This is a genomic window from Mycolicibacterium alvei, assembly GCF_010727325.1.
Lineage (GTDB): Bacteria > Actinomycetota > Actinomycetes > Mycobacteriales > Mycobacteriaceae > Mycobacterium > Mycobacterium alvei.
In genome coordinates this window covers 4,502,476-4,519,881 of record NZ_AP022565.1, presented here as the reverse complement: position 1 = coordinate 4,519,881, position 17,406 = coordinate 4,502,476, and the positions used below count along the sequence as shown (strand labels likewise).

The window sequence follows — 17,406 nt, the reverse complement described above, 5'->3', positions numbered from 1 at the left end:
CTACCGCGCAGAAGCCTCACAGCCCACTGCCCGACGATTCGTACCCAAATGTTCTTCACAGCGATTTAGCCTTGTGAGGCGTAGAATGCCGGAGGAACGACGACATCAAGAACCACCCTGATCGGATCACCGCGGCCGGATACCAGCAAACACCGTTAGGCCCAGAAGAGAAAGCATGACCATGGCTGCCTCCCTGTCCCACATCCGCCGCTTCATCGTCGCGGCAGGCGTCGCGGCCGCCATCGCCGCGGCCCCCGCCCTGACGGTGCTGTCGACGCCGTCGCAGTCACTGGCCTCGTGCCCCAACGGGGAAACCGAGGACACCTTCACGAACGTGTGCGTCCCCGACATCGTGCCGAACTCGCCCGGCAATTTCAGCAGCATCGCAGGCAATCCCAACGTGCCCGCGGTGAACGAGCCCGACGGCGGCGGCGCCATCCCCTGCACCGGCGCCAACTCCGGCCAGTGCATCGGCCTGGCCGAAGAACAGCAGTCTCAGGGCCCGGAACCGGTTCCGCAGTCGACGGTCGGTAGCAGCCCGACCGTGCACGGCTCCATCGGCTGACACAGCGCGACCGCAGACACCGCACAGTCAACCGTCAGCAGCCCTAGACTGCTGACGTGAAATCGGTCATGGCGCCCTCCGCACTTTTCGGCGTCGGCTGCGCACTGTTCCTCCTGCTCGGCGCGCCGGTCGCCCAGGCAACCTGCACCTCCGGCGAGGAAGAGGACGTGTACACGACCACGTGCACCCCGTTCCTGGTGCCGAATTCGCCGTCCCCGTTCAGCGCTATCCCCGGCAATCCGGACATGCCGGCGGTCGACCTGCCCGGCGGAGGCGGAGCCATCCCGTGCACCGGCCACAACGCCGGGGAATGCATCGGCCTGGCCGAGGAAGACCAGTCCGAGGGGCCGCGACCCATTCCGCGCTCAACTTTCAGCGCCAGCCCGTAACATCTTCAGGTCCCCACCAGCTACCTCATAGAAGCCATGCAGAACTCTCCCAGCTTCCATAGGATCGCTACAACGCAACAACCGCATGACTAGAGAAAGCGTGACGATGGCGACCTTCCCGATCTCGATGCGACGACTGATCCTTGCCGGCGGTTTCGTGATCGCCGCGGCCGCCGCCCCGGCGATCGCCGCGGTCTCTGCACCCGCTGCCGGTCCGGCGTTCGCCTGCCCCTCAGGCGAAGAAGAAGATCTCTACTCAGGGCAATGCGTGCCGCACACCGTGCCGAACTCCCCCGGCGCGTTCAGTGCCATCCCGGGTAACCCCAACCTGCCCGCGGTGAATCTGCCCGGCGGAGGCGGAGCCATCCCCTGCACCGGCGCCAACTCCGGTGAGTGCATCGGCCTGGCTGAGGAAGCTCAATCCCGCGGTCCGGCGGTGACCGCTGAGTCGACTTTCGGCAGTAGCCCGACGGTGCACGGTTCCATCGGCTGACAGCGTGCGGCGACCGGGCTGCGCCCGGTCGCCTACAGTTGTGTCATGCCTGCAAAAACTGACACCACCGACATGGACGACGTCGAGCCACTCGCCGACACCACCGCCCGCCAGGCCCGTCGCGTGGTGGCCACCTACGCCACCGACGCCGACGAATGCCGGATGTTCCTGTCGATGCTCGGCATTGGACCCTCGAAGAACGAGGCCTAGATGACCCCGGAGAGCGGCCCCAGGGCCGCCTCCGCCTCCGGTAACTCCGACTTCGTCGTGGTCGCCAACCGGCTGCCCATCGACATGGAGCGGTTGCCGGATGGCAGCACGACCTTCAAACGCAGCCCCGGCGGCCTGGTCACCGCATTGGAGCCGCTGCTACGCAAACGACGCGGCGCCTGGATCGGCTGGGCCGGAATCCCCGACAGCGGCGAGGAGCCCATCGTCGAGGAGGACGTCCAGCTTTTCCCGGTGCAGCTGTCCGCCCAGGATGTCGCGGACTACTACGAGGGGTTCTCGAACGCCACCCTGTGGCCGCTCTATCACGACCTCATCGTCAAGCCCGAATACCACCGCGAATGGTGGGACAGCTACGTCGAGGTGAACCGGCGGTTCGCCGAGGCCACCGCCCGGGCGGCCGCGCCCGGTGCCACGGTCTGGATCCAGGACTATCAGCTGCAGCTCGTCCCCAAGATGCTGCGCATGCTGCGTCCCGATGTCACGATCGGTTTCTTTCTGCACATCCCTTTTCCTCCGGTCGAGCTGTTCATGCAGATGCCGTGGCGCACGGAGATCGTCGAGGGCCTCCTCGGAGCCGACCTGGTCGGGTTCCACCTGCCCGGCGGCGCTCAGAACTTCCTGGTCCTGGCCCGACGCCTGGTCGGGGCGAACACCTCACGCGCCTCGATCGGTGTCCGGTCACGCTTCGGCGAGATCTCCTACGGCTTCCGCACCGTCAAGGTTGGCGCGTTCCCCATCTCGATCGACTCGGCCGATCTGGACACCAAGGCCCGCAAGCGGGCGGTCCGGCAACGGGCCCGGCAGATCCGCGCCGAGCTCGGCAACCCTCGCAAGATCCTGCTCGGCGTCGACCGACTGGACTACACCAAGGGCATCGACGTCCGCCTGCGCGCATTCTCTGAGCTGCTCGCAGAAGGACGGGTCAAACGCGACGACACCGTCCTGGTACAGCTGGCCACACCCAGCCGCGAGCGCGTCGAGAGCTACAAGGTGATGCGTGAGGACATCGAGCGCCAGGTGGGGCACATCAACGGCGAGTACGGCGAGGTCGGCCACCCGTTGGTGCACTATCTGCACCGTCCGGTGCCACGCGACGAGCTGATCGCGTTCTTCGTCGCAGCCGACGTCATGCTGGTCACCCCGCTGCGCGACGGGATGAACCTGGTCGCCAAGGAGTACGTGGCCTGCCGCAACGACCTCGGTGGCGCGCTGGTGCTGTCCGAGTTCACCGGGGCGGCCGCCGAGCTGCGCTCGGCCTACCTGACCAACCCGCATCATCTCGAGGGCGTCAAGGACGCGATCGAGGCAGCGCTCAACCAGAGCCCCGAGGAGGGACGACGGCGGATGCGCGCGTTGCGTCGCCAGGTGCTCGCCCACGATGTCGACCGCTGGGCGCGTGCATTCCTCGACGCGCTGGCGACGGCACAGCCCAACGACGGCACCCTCACGAACAACTCGTGATGCGGCGCTGACGCCGACGGCCTGCCGAGGAGTTACACCTAGATCGGGTTGATCCCGTTGATCAGCCAGTTCCCGTCGATCTTGCGGTAGTCGACGCGCAGCCGGCTGCCGTCATACAGCGGCTGGCGGGATTTGTCGGTGACCGTGCGGTTCATGTACACCAGCACTGATCCGGAGTCGCGCTGCGCGGTCATCACGCCGACACCGACGACGCTGATCTGGACCACCAGTTGACGCTTGCGTGCTTCGGGAATCACCTTGGCGGCCGCATCCTGCTGGAACTGACTCCGGAAGTCCGGGGCGAGCAGCGGGTAGGTCTCCATCAGGCTGCGTTCGACAGTCTGAAAGTCGTAGCCGAAGACCTTCGGGATCTGCTCGGCTGCCATTCCAGGCAACGCACTCCTGGTGGCTTCCTGCCCGCGTTGCACCACACCATTCCAGAACAGCGAGCCACCGATTCCGGCGAACGCGACGAAAGCCACCGCCAGCAGGCAGATCAGCAGGGCAGAGAGTTTAGAGCGCATCAGTTAGTTTCCACCGTCGGGGTACTTGAGGTCGTATCCGGTCATGTGCCCGTTGTCGTCCTCGTGCACGATCACCCGCAGCCGGTACGGGCGGGTCGGTGAATTGACGCCATCCACGTCGGTGACGGTGACGCGCACCGCCACCAGTACCGAGGCATTCCCGGCGATCTCGTCGACCTTCTCCAGCGCCGCGCCGTTGATCACAGCCTCAGAGCTGGCATTGGTGTCGCGGAACAACGCCTTGAGATTGTCGGCGTTGCTCCCCTGACTCATCATGTCGCGCAGTGGGCCGCTGGTGCCGTCGATGAAGCGGTTCACGCTCTCGTCGATCGTGTCCTGCGTATAGCTGAACATGTTGATCACGGTCTGCTTGCCGGTGTCGACGAAGCTCTCGTCGCGGGCCTGCACCGCGTCCACGGTCCGCTGCTGACCGAACATCACGTAGGACAGCGCACCCACCGTCACGGTCGCCACACCCAGCACCGCCGCCGCGACCAGCGCCACCAGTGTGCGGTGAGACCGCCGCCGGGCCGGCGCCTTGAGCGGCGTGGGTTTCGATGCCCTGGACACCGTGCCGAGCGAGGATCCGCCCAGCACCGTGGTTGTGGTCACCTCGTCGGCAGCGGCCCCGGTCGGGCCGGCCGCCCTGGACGCGCGCCTACGCACCGGCCTCGGGTTCGAGGCCGTTTCTTCAGTCATCAAGCCTGCCTTGGATCCAACATCAGGTCTACCCAGGTCTCCGCGGGAGCCAGATCGTCGGCGCCGGCTGCATACACACCCGTGCCTCCATCAGCTCCAGCGAAGACCCCACTGTGTTGATCGTAGGTGCCGATCCCAGCCGGGCTGGCCAGAGGTGGTGCCTCGGCCGGTAGTGGCGCATCCGATCCCGGCGCGGGGGCAGGTGCTTCTGCCGCGGGCGGAGGTGTCCGACCATACGGCGGCACGACCTGGTCCGGCGGCGCGAAGTACGGCCACGGCGCCGGGGGCGTTCCCGGCTCGTTCGGCGGCACCGGCAGCGGGAACGGCGCATGCGGCGCCGGGCCGGGTCCGGGTTCGACCCCGGGCGGTAGATGCACGGCCGGTGGGCCCGGATCCGGGTCGACCTGCGGCGGGATGTTCGGGAACTTGTTGGGCGGCAGGATGTTCCGCCCGTCCTCGATCGGCGTGCCGTACGGAACCGGCGGGCCGCGCCACGGGTTGCTGCCCAATGGCACATAGCCCTTGGGATCGCGGCACAGCTGAATCGTGGGTGCCCGCTTTCCGGGGAACTCCATGCACGGGTAGTTGCGTGCACCGCGCACCACCGCAGGGTCATTCTGCGCGGTCTTGCAGTACAGATCGGGCGGAAGCTCGCGCAGTGTCTCATCGGCCGGTGACCGGATCTGGGTCGCCGGAATGAAGCCGGTATTGCACGGCGGTGGGTCCTGCAGGTGGATCTTGAAGTCCAGCTTGGCGCCCTCGTCGGCAGGTGCCCCGCCGGCAACGGTGTTCAGCGCAGAGATCAGCGCCGGGAAGATCACCAGCGCCTGCTCGATCGACTTGCTGTAGATCACCCCGATGCGGCCGAAGTTGGCCAGGTTGGCTGCCAGAATCGGGAATGTCGGCCGGATACCGGTGAACGCGGTGTTGGCCGCCTCGGTGGCGCCCGGAACGGTCTTGAGGGTGGCGCGCAGCTGCGGGTCGGCCTTGTTCACCTCGCCGGTGAACCGGGCCAGCCCGTCGGCGAGCGACCGGATGTTGTCACCGCTGCGTATCTGGGCCTCCAGGAACGGCCCGGCCTGGTCGATCAGCTGAGTGGTCTGGCCGTAGTTGGCATTGGCCTCGTCGATCAGCAGGCGTGAGGATTCGATCAGCCGGGCGAGCTCGGGACCCGACCCGTTGAACGCCTTGAACGTCTCACGCAGCAGATCCTGCAGCCGGCTGTTGCCGATGCTGGTGACCAGGGTGTCGGCTTCGTGCAGCATCCCGGCGATATCCTGGCCGACCCGGGTGTTCCGCTGTTCGATGCTGGCGCCATTGCGCAGCTTGTTGGTCGACGGTGACTCCGGCGGAACCAGATCGATGTACTGCTCACCGACCGCCGAAACGCTCTTGACCGTGGCGACGACGTTGTCAGGTATCGCCGTACTGCTGTTGAGCGCCATCTTGGCGACCACACCATCGGGGGCCAGGCCCACCGAATCCACCCGTCCCACCGTGACGCCACGGTAGGTGACGTTGGCGTTCTGGTAGATCCCGCCACCGGCCAGGAAGTTGGCGTTGACGTGATAGGTGCCGATACCCACTGCAGCGGGCAGGTGCAGATAGAACAGCGAGATGGCACCCACGGTGAGCACCGTGACGACCGCGAAGATCATCAGCTGCATACGGGTGAGCCGGTCGATCATCTACGGCTTCTCCTCGTGCTGGGTGGCGGTTCCGGCCGGGACCTTGAACGGATCGGCGGCCTGGCCGGACAGGTTGGCCATCGCCCCGGTCAGGAAGTCTGGCGGAGTGATCACCTCGCTGAGGTGCTGCATGTTCGGGTCGAAGGCCCCAGTGGTGAAGATCGACTCACCGAACCGGCGCAGCGTCAGGTCGAAGGTGACGTACACGTTCAGGTAGTCACCCCGCACCGCCTGACGCAGGTACTTGTAGTGGAACGGGAACGTCGGAAGGAACTCCAGGTCCTTGATGAAGTCGTCGGCGTTGTCGTTGAGCGCCTTGATCACCGGATAGAGATCCTTGAGATCGGCCGCGAAATCGTCCTTGGTCTGCGACAGGATCCGCGAACCGACCTCGGCGAAGCCACGCAGGGCGGTGAACGCGTCGACGATGTTGGACCGGTTGTCGTTGAGCACCTTGAGCGCGCCGGGCAGCGTGTCGAGCGTGCGGCCCAGGTTGTCCTGGCTGCGGGCCAGGATCGACGCGAACCGGTTCAGCCCGTCGGCAGCCGCGATGATGTCACCGGTCTGCTGGTCCAGTGACGCGGTCAGCTCGGCCAGCCGCGGGATCAGGTCGGTGAAGGTGCCGGCCCGCCCGGCGACGGCCGCGTAGGCCTCATCGGTGATGTCCTGCAGCGCACCGAGATTGCCCTTGTTGACCACCATGCCCAGCGAGGACAACACCTCTTCGGTGGTGGGGTACCGACCAGTCTGATCCAGCGAGATGTTGGACCCCTGGCGCAGCTGCCCCTGCGGAGGCTCATCGACCGGGTCGGACAGCGCAATGTGCTGGGACCCGAGCAGTGACGTCTGGGCCACCCGCGCAACGGCATTCTCCGGGAGCTTCACGTCACCATTCAGCGACAGTTGCACCGCCGCATAGAAGGTGCCGTCCGGGCGCTGGGCCGCATCCACACCCGACACGCTGCCGACGGTGACGTCGTGGACCATCACCGGCGAGTTCTGCGGCAGGGTCGCCACGTCGGGCAACTGCACCGTGACGGTGTAGGAGCCGGACCCGTGCCCGGCGGTACCGGGCATGTTCAGCGAGTTGAGACCGCCGAACTGGCAGCCGGCCAACAGCATGGCGCCACTGCCGATCGCCAGGGTGCGACCGCCGATCCGGGATGCCTTACCCCTCAATGCTTTACCCCTCATCATCCGCCGGCACCAGCCTCGGCTGGCATCGGCGCAGGTGCGGCCACGGGCTCCGGAGCACCCGCAGGTCCGGGTGCGGGACCCACGCCCGCTCCGGGTGCTGACGCGGGCGCGTCAGGCGGCAGAACCAACGAGCTCAATGTTGCGTCCGCCGGGATCTGCGGCGGGGTCACGCCGGGAGCGTTCTGCCACTGCAGGTACGGCACCGGCGTCTGCGCCTTTGCTTCAGTTCCGGGGGTGTCGTAGATGATCTGCCCCTTGTAGGCGGTGATGCTGTTGACGGGATGGAACATCATCGGCGGATAGTTCATCGTGATGCGACGCAGCACCGGCGCCATCCGCTGCCGGCAGATCTCGGCGCGCTTGTAGTTGTCCGGGCTGGTACCGGTGTCGAAGTTGCCACCGCACAGGAACTGCACCGGGTTGGCGAAGTTCGGCAGGGTCAGGAGCCCGCCAACGGTGCCCTGCGCCGGGTTGTAGATGTTGTAGAAGTTCGCCAGGCCGTTGGGCGTGACGTGCAGGATCTGTTCGATGTCGTCACTGTGGTCGGTGAGAATCTGGGTGAACTCTCCCAGCTTGCTCACCTGGGCGATCAGCGCATCGTTGTTCTCGTTCAGGAAACCGCGGACGTCACCGAGGGCTTGATTCAGCGTTCCCAGTGTCTGGTCGAGCCCACTGGCGCTGTCCGCCAGCACCTGCGACACCGACGCCACGTGATTGGTGAACTGCACGATCTGTTCGTTGCTGTTGGACAGCGCGTCGACGAGAATCTGCAGGTTCTTCACCGTGCCGAACAGGTCGGTACGCGAATCGCCCAGCCGTCCAGCCGTTTGCGACAGCTCACGCAACGCATTGCGGAAAGAGTCGCCGTTTCCGTCGAACGTGGTCGCAGCCTGGTTGACGAACGCCGCGATCGGGCCCTGCACCGAGTTCGCCTGCGGTCCGAGTTGCGAACTGAGCTGGGTGAGTTGCTCCTTGACCTCGTCCCATTCGACCGGAACACCGGTGCGGTCCAGGCCGATGGACGCGCCCGCAGCCATCTCGTCGCCCTCGGTGTAGGCCGGCGTCAGCTGAATGAACCGCGCCGCCACCAGGTTCGGCGAAATGATCAACGCCTTGGCGTCCGCGGGCACCTTGATACCGCGGTCGAGGGTCATCTCGATCTTGACGTCAGACGGGCGCGGCTCGATCGAGTCGATCCGGCCCACCGGCACGCCGACGATCCGCACCTCATCGCCTGGGTAGATCCCGACGGCATTGCTGAAGTAGGCCGTGAGCTTAGGGCCGGTACGCGACGGCCACACCTGGTAGACGCCTACCGCCAGCGTCACGAGCAGGAGCGCGGCCAGGGCGATACGGACCCAGCGGCTCCGGCGGGATACCGAATTGTCTTGTGTCATGGCGATTTCGGCCTCACGATAACCCGTTCGGAAATATAACCGCGCAACATGTCGGACAGGCTGTCAGGCAGTTTGCCCGGCTGGAAGTAGGTGTCCAGCAGCACCTCGGCCATCCCGGCGGGCGGCAGACCGTACAGGTTGATCTGGAAGCCCGGACCCGAGCCCACCACCTCGCCGAGCGCGGTGGCATACCCTGGCAACCGTTTGAGCGCCTCGCCGATGTGCTCGCGCCGTTCCAGCAGGTTGTCCATCACCAGATTGAGCTTCTCCAGCGCGGGCTTGAACTCCTTGCGGTTGTCCGCGACGAATCCCGAAAGCTGATGCGACACATCGTCGATACCGGCGATCAAGTTGCTCAGCGCCTGCCGGCGCTCATCGAGCGCGGCGAACAGCTGATTGCCGTCGGTCAGCAGCTGGTTGACCTGCCCGGCCCGATTGGCCAGGAGATCCGACACCCGCTTGGCATGGGTCAACAGCCCCTCGAGTGCCTCATCCCGCTTGTTGATGGTGCGGGACAGGTTCGTGACGCCGTCCAGTGCACCACGCAGCTGCGGGGTGGCGTCACGCAACGTGTCGGTCAGCGTCTGCAGCGCCTGCTCGAACTTCGGCTTGTCCAACTCGCTGGCGTTCTGCCCGAGGTCCTGCAGCGCAGTGTTCAGCGTGTACGGAGTCGTGGTGCGTCCCAATGGGATAACAGTCGACGTACCGAAGCCCTTCGGGGTCACCGCAAGCGACTTCTGGCCGAGCACCGTATCGGTCTTGATCGCCACCAGCGATTGGTCGCCGACATCGATGTTGCGGTTGACGGTGAAGTTGACCTTGGCGGTGTCGCCGGCCAGGGCGATCCCGGTGACCTTCCCGACCGTGATGCCCGAGATGTTGACGTCGTTGCCCGGCGAGATGCCACCGGCATCGCTGAAGTAGGCCTCGAACTGCTTGCCCTGCGGGAAGAACGGCAGGCCGGTATAACCGAACGACACCAGGACCAGGCACGCCACCACGAAGATGCCGAGAATCCCGGTGCGCACGGGATTTGACTCATGCGAACTAGTCATTGGTCGGCGCACACCTCCCCTTGGACGGGTCCGGCGGGCCGCCGAACGGAATCAGGATGTCGCTGCCGGCCGGTCCATTGACCTTCAACCGCACCGAGCAGTAGAAGATGTTGAAGAAGGAGCCATAGGCGCCGAGCGCATTGAGCCGCAGGTAGTTCTCGGCCAGCGGCTCGATGACCTTGTTGACATCGCCCTTCCGCTCGTCCATGCGCTGCGCCAGCGGCCGGGCATTCTCGATGACCCCCTGCAGCGGGCGGCGGGACTTCTCCAGCATGGCGGTCAGATCGTTCTCGGCCGAGGCCAGCGGTGCGATCGCACCGGCGATCGGGTCACGGGCCTCGGACAGACCGGTGATCAGCTTCTGCAGCTCATCGACGCTGGTGTCGAACTGAGTGCCCTTCTCGTCCACCGTGCTCAGCACGGTGTTGAGGTTGGTGATCACGTCGCCGATCAGCTGATCGCGGGCGGCCAGGTTCTGGGTGAAGGCGCTGGTGCTGGTCAACATGTTCGCCAACGCGCCGCCTTGGCCCTGCAGCATCTCGATCACCGCGTTGGAGATCTCGTTGACCTTCGAGCCGTCCAGGCCCTTGAGTACCGGCCGCAGTCCGCCCAGTAGCGCATCGAGGTCCAGGGCCGGCTGGGTGTTCTGCGCCGGGATCGTCCCGCCGGGCGCCAGCTTGCGCAGTTCCCCCGGGCCCGAGGCGATCTCCAGGTAGCGATCGCCGACGAGGTTCAGGTAGCGCACCTTGGCCTGGCTCGAGCTGTAGAGCTGATACCGCTTGTTGACGTCGAAAGCGACATCGACGGTGTTGTCGGGGTTGAGCTTCACGGCGTTGACCTTGCCCACCGGAACCCCGGCGATGCGGACGTCCTGGCCGGACTTCAGCCGCGACGCGTCGCTGAACGTGGCGTGGAAGGTGTTGGCCGAGGCGAAGCGGAACTCGCCGAAGACCACCACCAGCATCGCCGCCACCAACACCATCGCAACGGTAAAGATGCCGACCTTGAGCATGGTCCGATCAGTACCCGCACCGGACGTCATCAGAATCGGTCCCTTTCCGCAAATGCGCCGTTGAACAAGAACTGCAGCGTCGCGGGTGCGTCGAACTGCACCTCGGTGTTCGGCTGGTACGGGACGTAGGCGTTGTCGGTGACCACGAACGGGGAGCGGTACCAGGTACCGCCGTACTGCTTGGTGGGTATGTCGGGAAGGCCGCGGCAGTTCGGCCCGCCGGAGGCGTTCACCATCGGCAGGCTCTCCGGATAGGTGTACGCCGGGGACCCTGGCAGGAAGTTGGAGTTGACGAAGAGGCCGGGCCGGATGCCGCCGATGATCGGGGCGAATCGCTCCGTTGCGACGGAGACGCCTTTCAGCAGACAGCCGAACTCGGGCGAGTAGTCGCCGGCCACCTTCAGCGGGGCACGCAACCGCTGGATCGCCGCGATGTAGTCGTCAGCCGCAGGCTCCAGCGTGGCGGTGCCGTTGTTGGCCAGCCCGGTCGCCGCCAGCAGCGTGGCATTGAGGTTGGCCTTCTCGTCGACGATCGTCTTGTTCAGCGCCGGCACGTTGTCGATGATCCGGGCCAGGTCGGGCCCGGCGTCGCCGTAGATGTTGGTGACCACGGCGGCTTTGGCGAAGTCCTCCTGCAGCGTCGGCAGCTTCGGGTTCAGTTGCTGCAGATAGGAATTCAAGCCCGACAAGGCCGCACCTGCATCGTCGCCATGGCCACGCAAGCCCTCACCGAGGGCGCTCAACGTGGCGTTGAGGCTGACCGGGTCGATCTTGTTGAGCACGTCCGACAACGTCTGGAACAGGGTGTTGACCTCGAGCTGCACATCCTTGGCAGCGACGGTGCTGCCCGGCTTCAACGACGTGGGCTCGGGCTGATCGGGCGGCTGGAACTCGACCGACTTGGCGCCGAAGATCGTGTTGCCTGCGATCCGGACGGTGGCATTGGAGGGTATGTAGCGAATCTCGCCGTGCTTGATCGACAGCGTCAACTTCGCCTCGCTGCCGGCGTACTCGATATCGGTGACCTTGCCGATCTGGATGCCGCGATACTTCACCTTGGCGTCGCGCTCCATCACCAGGCCGGCACGCGGCGCGGTCAGGCTGACGGTGTCGGTCGGCGTGAACGCGGCGGTGTAGGACAGGTAAGTGAAGATCACCGCGGCGGCCACGATCGCTGCCAGGATCGCCGCAGCGATCCTCACATGCCGCCGGTGCTTGGGGATTGCGTCTGACATCGCCGCCTACCCGGAGAGGTTGAAGTTGCCGGACGCGCCGTAGACGGCCAGGGAGATGAACAGGGTGATGGTGACGACGACGATCAGCGAGGTGCGCACGGCCTGGCCGACTGCGATTCCCACGCCGACCGGCCCACCGGATGCGTTGTAGCCGTAATAGGTATGGACGAGCATCACCGCGATCGCCATCACGATCGCCTGAAGGAAGGACCACAACAGGTCACTCGGTATCAGGAAGGTATTGAAGTAGTGGTCGTACAGACCCGCCGACTGACCGTTGATGAACACCGTGGTGAACCGGGCGGCGAAGAACGCGGCGAGCACCGACAGCGAGTACAGCGGCACGATTGTGATCATTCCGGCGATCAGCCGGGTGGACACCAGATAGGACACCGCGTGCACGGCCATCGCCTCGACGGCGTCGATCTCCTCGGCCACCCGCATCGCGCCGAGCTGCGCGGTGGCTCCCGCGCCGATCGTGGCGGCCAGGGCAATACCCGCGATCACCGGTGCGATGATGCGCACGTTGAGGAAAGCCGACAGGAAGCCGGTCAGCGCCTCAATGCCGATGTTGCCAAGCGACGAATAGCCCTGAACCGCAATGACGCCACCCGAGGCCAGCGTCAGAAATGCCGCGACACCGACGGTTCCACCGATCATCACCAGCGCACCCGTACCCAGGGTCATCTCCGCGACCAGGCGGATGGTCTCCTTGCGGTAGCGGGTGACGGCGTTGGGGATGTAACGCATCGTCTCGCCGTAGAACAGTGCCTGCTCGCCGACATTGTCGATCGACTTGGGCACGCTGCGGAACAGCCGCCGGAAGCGGAGGGTGGCGTCATAGCTCATCGGACAAGCACCCGGACCCCGATAGCCGTCATGATGACGTTGATGACGAACAGGCAGATGAAGGCGTAGACGACCGTTTCATTCACTGCGTTACCGACACCCTTCGGGCCTCCTTTGACGGTCAACCCGCGATAGCACCCGACCAGTCCGGCTACCACGCCGAACAGCAAGGCCTTGATCTCTGCCAGCACCAATTCGCCGAGGCCGGTCAGCACGGTCAGGCCGTTGATGAAGGCGCCGGGGTTCACGCCCTGCAGAAACACCGAGAAGACGTAGCCACCGGCGATGCCGATCGCACACACCAGACCGTTGAGCAGCAACGCGACGAACATCGACGCCAACACCCGCGGTACGACCAGACGCTGGATGGGGTCGATACCGAGCACCCGCATCGCGTCGATCTCTTCGCGGATGGTGCGGGCGCCCAGATCGGCACAGATCGCGGTCGCGCCCGCTCCGGCCACGACCAGCACGGTCACGACCGGGCCGAGCTGGGTGATGGTGCCGAAGGCGGTGCCGGCACCGGACAGGTCCGCGGCGCCGATCTCGCGGAGCAGGATGTTGAGGGTGAATGCCACCAGCACCGTGAACGGGATGGCGACGAGCAGGGTCGGAACCAGCGAGACGCGGGCGATCATCCAGGTTTGATCAAGGAATTCCTTGAGCTGGAATGGTCGGCGGAACATCTTGGCGAACGTGTCCAAGGACATCTCGACGAAACCGCCCACGGCCCGGGCCGGAACCGCAAGCTGTTCGATCAACCTGGGCTCCATTCTCGGTACGCGATGGGTGGGGGAATTTCACTGAGACTCGCGTTAGCGAAATACTGACGGCCACATGTTGTGGCTGCCCTCCCACCCCTTGGTCTTATTGCGCTCTTAGTGAGCCGGATCATGTTAACTAGAACATGTTCGCACTGTCAAAGAATTCAAGATGTTGGTTTCAACAGCTATTTTCCCAGCTTAGAGACCACAACGACCCGCCCACATTGCAACACGTTCTACTGCCGTTGAACGGCAGCCAACGAGACCGTCAGTCTCGTGACGCCATCAGCTCAGTGGCTGAGAATCCACGCTCGGGGTCACGCCCAGCAAAGTACTCGTGCAGTGTCTCGCTGAGTTCTGCCGGGTTCCACGCAGCGGAGTCTGCAGTGAACTGCTTCTCAGCCGTGGGCGGCGCAACCAACGTGACAGTTGGACCATAGACGATGAACAGCTGACCGTTGACCGCTTCGGACGCCGGCGCGGCCAGGAATCGCACAAGAGTGACGACATGGTCCGTCGACAGCGGGTCGACCTGCCCCTCGGCTGCCTCGGGCGCATCGCCGAAGACCCCCGCGGTCATGGCCGTGCGGGCCCGCGGCGCGATCGCGTTGGCCCGTACCCCGAAGCGCTCCAGCGCCCGGGCCGCCGACACGGTGAGCGCGGTGATGCCCGCCTTGGCGGCCCCGTAGTTCGGCTGACCGACCGGACCCGACAGCCCGGCCTCTGAGGAGGTGTTGATGATCCGGCCGTACACCGTGCCGTCCCCCGCCTTGGCCTTGCTGCGCCAGTAGGCCGCGGCATTGCGGGTCAGCAGGAAGTGGCCGCGCAAATGCACCGCGATGACCGCGTCCCACTCCTCGTCGCTCATGTTGAACAAGATGCGGTCGCGGGTGATACCCGCGTTGTTGACGACGATGCCCAGTCCACCCAGACCGTCGGCGGTCGCGACCAGTTCATCGGCGGTCGAGCGCGCGCTGATGTCCCCGGCCACGGCAACACCCTTGGAGCCTGCGGCCGCGATCTCGTCGAGGACGTCCGAGGCGTCCAGAGCACCCGCCATGTCGTTGACCACCACGGTGGCGCCGGCCTTGGCCAGTCCGATCGCCTCGGCACGGCCCAAGCCTGCGGCCGCGCCGGTGACCACGGCCACCTTTCCGGACAAGTCGATCTGAGCGTCGTCGGTCATTTTATGAATACCTCTAGTCTTTTCTGATCAGGGCTGCGCGGGGGCATTCGGCGATGGACTGCTCGGCCAGGGCTTCCTGATCGGCCGGCACCGGATCGGACTTGACCACCGCATAGTCGTCGTCGTCAAGATCGAATAAATCGGGGGCAATACCCACGCAGACCGCATTACCTTCGCAGCGATCACGGTCAACTTGTACTCGCATGGCGACCTCCTCACGACGTGTGCACGCACGGGGCTGGGTACGCGCAGCCACAGAATACGACCACACCCGACGGCAACCCGTCCGGCACCCGTATGGATCATAAGACTAGAACGTGTTACAACCAGGTGAGAACTCAGGTCTACCAAGCAGTGAGGAAGCAGCGCCATGCGGATCGGTTACACCCCCGAGCAGGAGGAGCTACGCCGCGAGTTGCGCGCGTACTTCTCCAAGTTGATGACGCCCGAACGGGTCGAGGCACTCAGCTCGTCCGAGGGCGAGATGGGACGCGGCAACATCTACCGCGAGACCGTCGCACAGATGGGCAAGGACGGCTGGCTGACGCTGAACTGGCCCGAGGAGTACGGCGGCCAGGCGCGTACCCCCATGGAGTCGCTGATCTTCACCGACGAGGCCGCGATCGCGGGCGCGCCGGTTCCGTTCCTGACGATCAACAGCGTCGCGCCGACGATCATGCACTTCGGCACCGAGGAGCAGAAGAAGTTCTTCCTGCCCAAGATCGCCGCGGGTGAGCTGCACTTCTCCATCGGCTACTCCGAGCCCGGCGCGGGCACCGACCTGGCGGCGCTGCGCACCACGGCCGTCCGTGACGGTGACGACTACGTGGTCAACGGCCAGAAGATGTGGACCTCACTGATCGCCTACGCCGACTACGTCTGGCTGGCCGTGCGCACCAACCCCGAAGCCAAGAAGCACCGCGGCATCTCGATGCTGATCATGCCGACGACCGCCGAAGGTTTCTCCTGGACGCCGGTGCACACCATGTCGGGTGTGGACACCAGCGCGACCTATTACCAGGACGTGCGCATCCCGGCCACCAACCTCGTCGGCGAGGAGAACGCCGGCTGGAAGCTCGTCACCAACCAGTTGAACCACGAGCGGGTGGCTCTGGTTTCCTCACAGCCGATCTACGTCGCGCTGGACGGGGTTCGCGAGTGGGCCCAGAACACCAAGGACGTGCACGGCAACCGGGTCATCGACTCGGAGTGGGTGCAGCTCAACCTGGCCCGGGTGCACGCCAAGGCCGAGGTCCTCAAGCTGATCAACTGGGAACTGGCCTCTTCGGACGGCGCACCTTCCCCCGCGGATGCGTCGGCGGCCAAGGTATACGGCACCGAGCTGGCCACCGAGGCCTACCGCCTGCTGATGGAGGTGCTGGGCACCTCGGCGACGCTGCGTCCGGACAGCTTGGGCGCGCTGCTGCGTGGCCGCATCGAGCGGTTCCACCGCTCGGCGCTGATCCTGACCTTCGGCGGCGGCACCAACGAGATTCAGCGTGACATCATCGGCATGGTCGCTTTGGGCCTGCCCAGGGTCAACCGGTAAGGACGGCACACCAATGGATTTCAAGACGACTGAAGAGGCCGCCGATCTCGGCGGCCTGGTACGCACGATCACCGAATCGGTGTGCACTCCCGAACGCCAGCGTGAGCTCGACGGGCTCGAGCAGCGGTTCGACGCCAACCTCTGGGCCAAGCTGGTCGAGGCCGACGTGCTGTCGGCCGCGGCACCGGAGTCAGTCGGAGGCGGCGGGTTGGGCGTGCTCGAGCAGACCGCCGTGCTGACCGCGCTGGGCCGCCAGCTGGCCGCGGTGCCCTACCTGGATTCGGTGGTTCTGGGCGCGGGCGCACTGGCCGCGTTCGGCTCCGAGGACCTGCGCACCCAGTGGGCTGCGCCCGCCGTGGCCGGCGACAAGATCCTGGCGATCGCCCTCGACGGGGAGATGGGCCAGGGCCCGGTACAGGCCCAAACTGACGGCTCCGGCTACAAGCTCACCGGCACCCGCACCCAGGTGAGCTACGGGCCGGTGGCCGACGCATTCCTGGTGCCGGCCGAAACCGATTCGGGCACGGTCGTTTTCCTCGTGTCCGGCGATGACCCCGGCGTGACGGTCAGCGTGCTGAGCACCACCGGCAAGGGCAGCATGGCCCTGCTTCAGCTCGAGGGCACCACGGTCGACGCCGCGCGCGTCGTCGGCGATGCCGAGGTCCTGGAGTGGTTGACCACGCATGCAGCCTTGGGCCGCACCGCCTTCCAGCTCGGCGTGCTGGAACGCGCGCTGGAGTTGACGTCGGAGTACGCCCGGGAACGTGAGCAGTTCGACCGGCCGATCGGCAGCTTCCAGGCCGTGTCGTCGCGGCTCGCCGACGGCTACATCGACGTCAAGGGCCTGCGCCTGACGCTGACCCAGGCGGCCTGGCGGCTGTCCGAGGACCTGCCCGCCGGCATCGATGTCGCCAGTGCGGCGTTCTGGGCCGCCGAGGCCGGACACCGCGTCGCGCACACTGCGGTGCACGTGCACGGTGGCGTCGGCATCGACATGGACCACCCGGTGCACCGGTACTTCCTGGCCGCCAAGCAGACCGAGTTCGGGGTCGGCGGGGCCACCGGGCAGCTGCTGCGCATCGGCCGCGAACTCGCCGACACCCCGGTCTAGG

The 17,406-nt window shown here is 65.7% G+C and carries 19 protein-coding genes; 7 read left to right on the top strand and 12 right to left on the bottom strand.

The window, feature by feature from the left end; translation table 11 throughout:
- Nucleotides 1–181 precede the first annotated feature (181 nt).
- From G6N44_RS21420 to G6N44_RS21405, 5 genes are all read left to right on the top strand, one after another.
- A complete protein-coding gene (locus G6N44_RS21420; RefSeq protein ID WP_170309460.1) occupies nt 182–565 on the top strand; it encodes an intersectin-EH binding protein Ibp1 in 384 nt (127 codons plus the stop codon).
- A 68-nt stretch (nt 566–633) separates the two neighbouring features.
- Complete coding sequence (locus G6N44_RS21415; RefSeq protein WP_163670221.1) at nt 634–954, top strand: hypothetical protein; 321 nt, start codon at nt 634–636, stop codon at nt 952–954.
- Nucleotides 955–1,060: 106 nt separating this feature from the next.
- Nucleotides 1,061–1,447, top strand: coding sequence for an intersectin-EH binding protein Ibp1 (locus G6N44_RS21410; protein ID WP_179964599.1), 387 nt, complete (start codon nt 1,061–1,063; stop codon nt 1,445–1,447).
- 45 nt (nt 1,448–1,492) lie between these two features.
- Nucleotides 1,493–1,657: a hypothetical protein gene (locus G6N44_RS29105; RefSeq protein WP_170309417.1), complete on the top strand. Its 165-nt coding sequence runs from the start codon at nt 1,493–1,495 to the stop codon at nt 1,655–1,657.
- Nucleotides 1,658–3,139 (top strand): alpha,alpha-trehalose-phosphate synthase (UDP-forming), encoded by a 1,482-nt coding sequence (locus G6N44_RS21405; RefSeq protein ID WP_163667343.1) that lies wholly within the window; start codon nt 1,658–1,660, stop codon nt 3,137–3,139. It abuts the gene before it with no gap.
- Between the two features lie 38 nt (nt 3,140–3,177).
- Here the strand turns inward: G6N44_RS21405 and G6N44_RS21400 are convergent, their stop codons facing one another.
- The 12 genes from G6N44_RS21400 to G6N44_RS21345 form a co-directional block, all read right to left on the bottom strand.
- Nucleotides 3,178–3,663, bottom strand: a complete 486-nt coding sequence (locus G6N44_RS21400) for a mammalian cell entry protein (RefSeq protein WP_163667340.1) — start codon at nt 3,661–3,663, stop codon at nt 3,178–3,180.
- Between the two features lie 3 nt (nt 3,664–3,666).
- Nucleotides 3,667–4,362: an Rv1363c family protein gene (locus G6N44_RS21395; protein ID WP_163667339.1), complete on the bottom strand. Its 696-nt coding sequence runs from the start codon at nt 4,360–4,362 to the stop codon at nt 3,667–3,669.
- Complete coding sequence (locus G6N44_RS21390) at nt 4,362–6,050, bottom strand: MCE family protein (RefSeq protein WP_163667336.1); 1,689 nt, start codon at nt 6,048–6,050, stop codon at nt 4,362–4,364. The genes G6N44_RS21395 and G6N44_RS21390 overlap by 1 nt, the downstream gene beginning before the upstream one ends.
- Nucleotides 6,051–7,247: an MCE family protein gene (locus G6N44_RS21385; RefSeq protein ID WP_276039312.1), complete on the bottom strand. Its 1,197-nt coding sequence runs from the start codon at nt 7,245–7,247 to the stop codon at nt 6,051–6,053.
- On the bottom strand, nt 7,244–8,644 hold the full coding sequence (locus G6N44_RS21380; RefSeq protein ID WP_163667333.1) for an MCE family protein: 1,401 nt from the start codon (nt 8,642–8,644) through the stop codon (nt 7,244–7,246). The genes G6N44_RS21385 and G6N44_RS21380 overlap by 4 nt, the downstream gene beginning before the upstream one ends.
- Nucleotides 8,641–9,699, bottom strand: a complete 1,059-nt coding sequence (locus tag G6N44_RS21375) for an MCE family protein (RefSeq protein ID WP_163667331.1) — start codon at nt 9,697–9,699, stop codon at nt 8,641–8,643. Before G6N44_RS21375 ends, G6N44_RS21380 begins: the two co-directional genes overlap by 4 nt.
- Nucleotides 9,692–10,741, bottom strand: coding sequence for an MCE family protein (locus G6N44_RS21370; protein ID WP_163667328.1), 1,050 nt, complete (start codon nt 10,739–10,741; stop codon nt 9,692–9,694). The genes G6N44_RS21375 and G6N44_RS21370 overlap by 8 nt, the downstream gene beginning before the upstream one ends.
- Nucleotides 10,741–11,946: an MCE family protein gene (locus G6N44_RS21365; protein ID WP_163667324.1), complete on the bottom strand. Its 1,206-nt coding sequence runs from the start codon at nt 11,944–11,946 to the stop codon at nt 10,741–10,743. Before G6N44_RS21365 ends, G6N44_RS21370 begins: the two co-directional genes overlap by 1 nt.
- A 6-nt stretch (nt 11,947–11,952) precedes the next feature.
- Entirely contained in the window at nt 11,953–12,795 is an 843-nt protein-coding gene (locus G6N44_RS21360) for an MlaE family ABC transporter permease (protein WP_163667321.1), read from the bottom strand.
- Complete coding sequence (locus G6N44_RS21355) at nt 12,792–13,556, bottom strand: MlaE family ABC transporter permease (RefSeq protein ID WP_163667318.1); 765 nt, start codon at nt 13,554–13,556, stop codon at nt 12,792–12,794. The genes G6N44_RS21360 and G6N44_RS21355 overlap by 4 nt, the downstream gene beginning before the upstream one ends.
- Before the next feature lie 271 nt (nt 13,557–13,827).
- On the bottom strand, nt 13,828–14,745 hold the full coding sequence (locus tag G6N44_RS21350) for a 3-oxoacyl-ACP reductase (protein ID WP_163667315.1): 918 nt from the start codon (nt 14,743–14,745) through the stop codon (nt 13,828–13,830).
- Between the two features lie 13 nt (nt 14,746–14,758).
- The gene (locus tag G6N44_RS21345) at nt 14,759–14,950 is read right to left on the bottom strand and encodes a ferredoxin (RefSeq protein WP_163667312.1); all 192 of its coding nucleotides are present in this window, start codon (nt 14,948–14,950) and stop codon (nt 14,759–14,761) included.
- 165 nt (nt 14,951–15,115) lie between these two features.
- Between G6N44_RS21345 and G6N44_RS21340 the strand changes: the two genes are divergently transcribed.
- On the top strand, nt 15,116–16,294 hold the full coding sequence (locus G6N44_RS21340; protein WP_163667309.1) for an acyl-CoA dehydrogenase family protein: 1,179 nt from the start codon (nt 15,116–15,118) through the stop codon (nt 16,292–16,294).
- 13 nt (nt 16,295–16,307) lie between these two features.
- Nucleotides 16,308–17,405, top strand: a complete 1,098-nt coding sequence (locus G6N44_RS21335; RefSeq protein WP_163667306.1) for an acyl-CoA dehydrogenase family protein — start codon at nt 16,308–16,310, stop codon at nt 17,403–17,405.
- The last annotated feature ends 1 nt before the right edge of the window (nt 17,406 follow it).

Excerpts from the sequence above, each read along its gene's own strand:
- G6N44_RS21420 (WP_170309460.1), top strand. The coding sequence starts at position 182 with ATGGCTGCCTCCCTGTCCCACATCCGCCGCTTCATCGTCGCGGCAGGC.
- G6N44_RS21415 (WP_163670221.1), top strand. The coding sequence starts at position 634 with ATGGCGCCCTCCGCACTTTTCGGCGTCGGCTGCGCACTGTTCCTCCTG.
- G6N44_RS21410 (WP_179964599.1), top strand. The coding sequence starts at position 1,061 with ATGGCGACCTTCCCGATCTCGATGCGACGACTGATCCTTGCCGGCGGT.
- G6N44_RS29105 (WP_170309417.1), top strand. The coding sequence starts at position 1,493 with ATGCCTGCAAAAACTGACACCACCGACATGGACGACGTCGAGCCACTC.
- G6N44_RS21405 (WP_163667343.1), top strand. The coding sequence starts at position 1,658 with ATGACCCCGGAGAGCGGCCCCAGGGCCGCCTCCGCCTCCGGTAACTCC.
- G6N44_RS21400 (WP_163667340.1), bottom strand. The coding sequence starts at position 3,663 with ATGCGCTCTAAACTCTCTGCCCTGCTGATCTGCCTGCTGGCGGTGGCT.
- G6N44_RS21395 (WP_163667339.1), bottom strand. The coding sequence starts at position 4,362 with ATGACTGAAGAAACGGCCTCGAACCCGAGGCCGGTGCGTAGGCGCGCG.
- G6N44_RS21390 (WP_163667336.1), bottom strand. The coding sequence starts at position 6,050 with ATGATCGACCGGCTCACCCGTATGCAGCTGATGATCTTCGCGGTCGTC.
- G6N44_RS21385 (WP_276039312.1), bottom strand. The coding sequence starts at position 7,247 with ATGATGAGGGGTAAAGCATTGAGGGGTAAGGCATCCCGGATCGGCGGT.
- G6N44_RS21380 (WP_163667333.1), bottom strand. The coding sequence starts at position 8,644 with ATGACACAAGACAATTCGGTATCCCGCCGGAGCCGCTGGGTCCGTATC.
- G6N44_RS21375 (WP_163667331.1), bottom strand. The coding sequence starts at position 9,699 with ATGACTAGTTCGCATGAGTCAAATCCCGTGCGCACCGGGATTCTCGGC.
- G6N44_RS21370 (WP_163667328.1), bottom strand. The coding sequence starts at position 10,741 with ATGACGTCCGGTGCGGGTACTGATCGGACCATGCTCAAGGTCGGCATC.
- G6N44_RS21365 (WP_163667324.1), bottom strand. The coding sequence starts at position 11,946 with ATGTCAGACGCAATCCCCAAGCACCGGCGGCATGTGAGGATCGCTGCG.
- G6N44_RS21360 (WP_163667321.1), bottom strand. The coding sequence starts at position 12,795 with ATGAGCTATGACGCCACCCTCCGCTTCCGGCGGCTGTTCCGCAGCGTG.
- G6N44_RS21350 (WP_163667315.1), bottom strand. The coding sequence starts at position 14,745 with ATGACCGACGACGCTCAGATCGACTTGTCCGGAAAGGTGGCCGTGGTC.
- G6N44_RS21345 (WP_163667312.1), bottom strand. The coding sequence starts at position 14,950 with ATGCGAGTACAAGTTGACCGTGATCGCTGCGAAGGTAATGCGGTCTGC.
- G6N44_RS21340 (WP_163667309.1), top strand. The coding sequence starts at position 15,116 with ATGCGGATCGGTTACACCCCCGAGCAGGAGGAGCTACGCCGCGAGTTG.
- G6N44_RS21335 (WP_163667306.1), top strand. The coding sequence starts at position 16,308 with ATGGATTTCAAGACGACTGAAGAGGCCGCCGATCTCGGCGGCCTGGTA.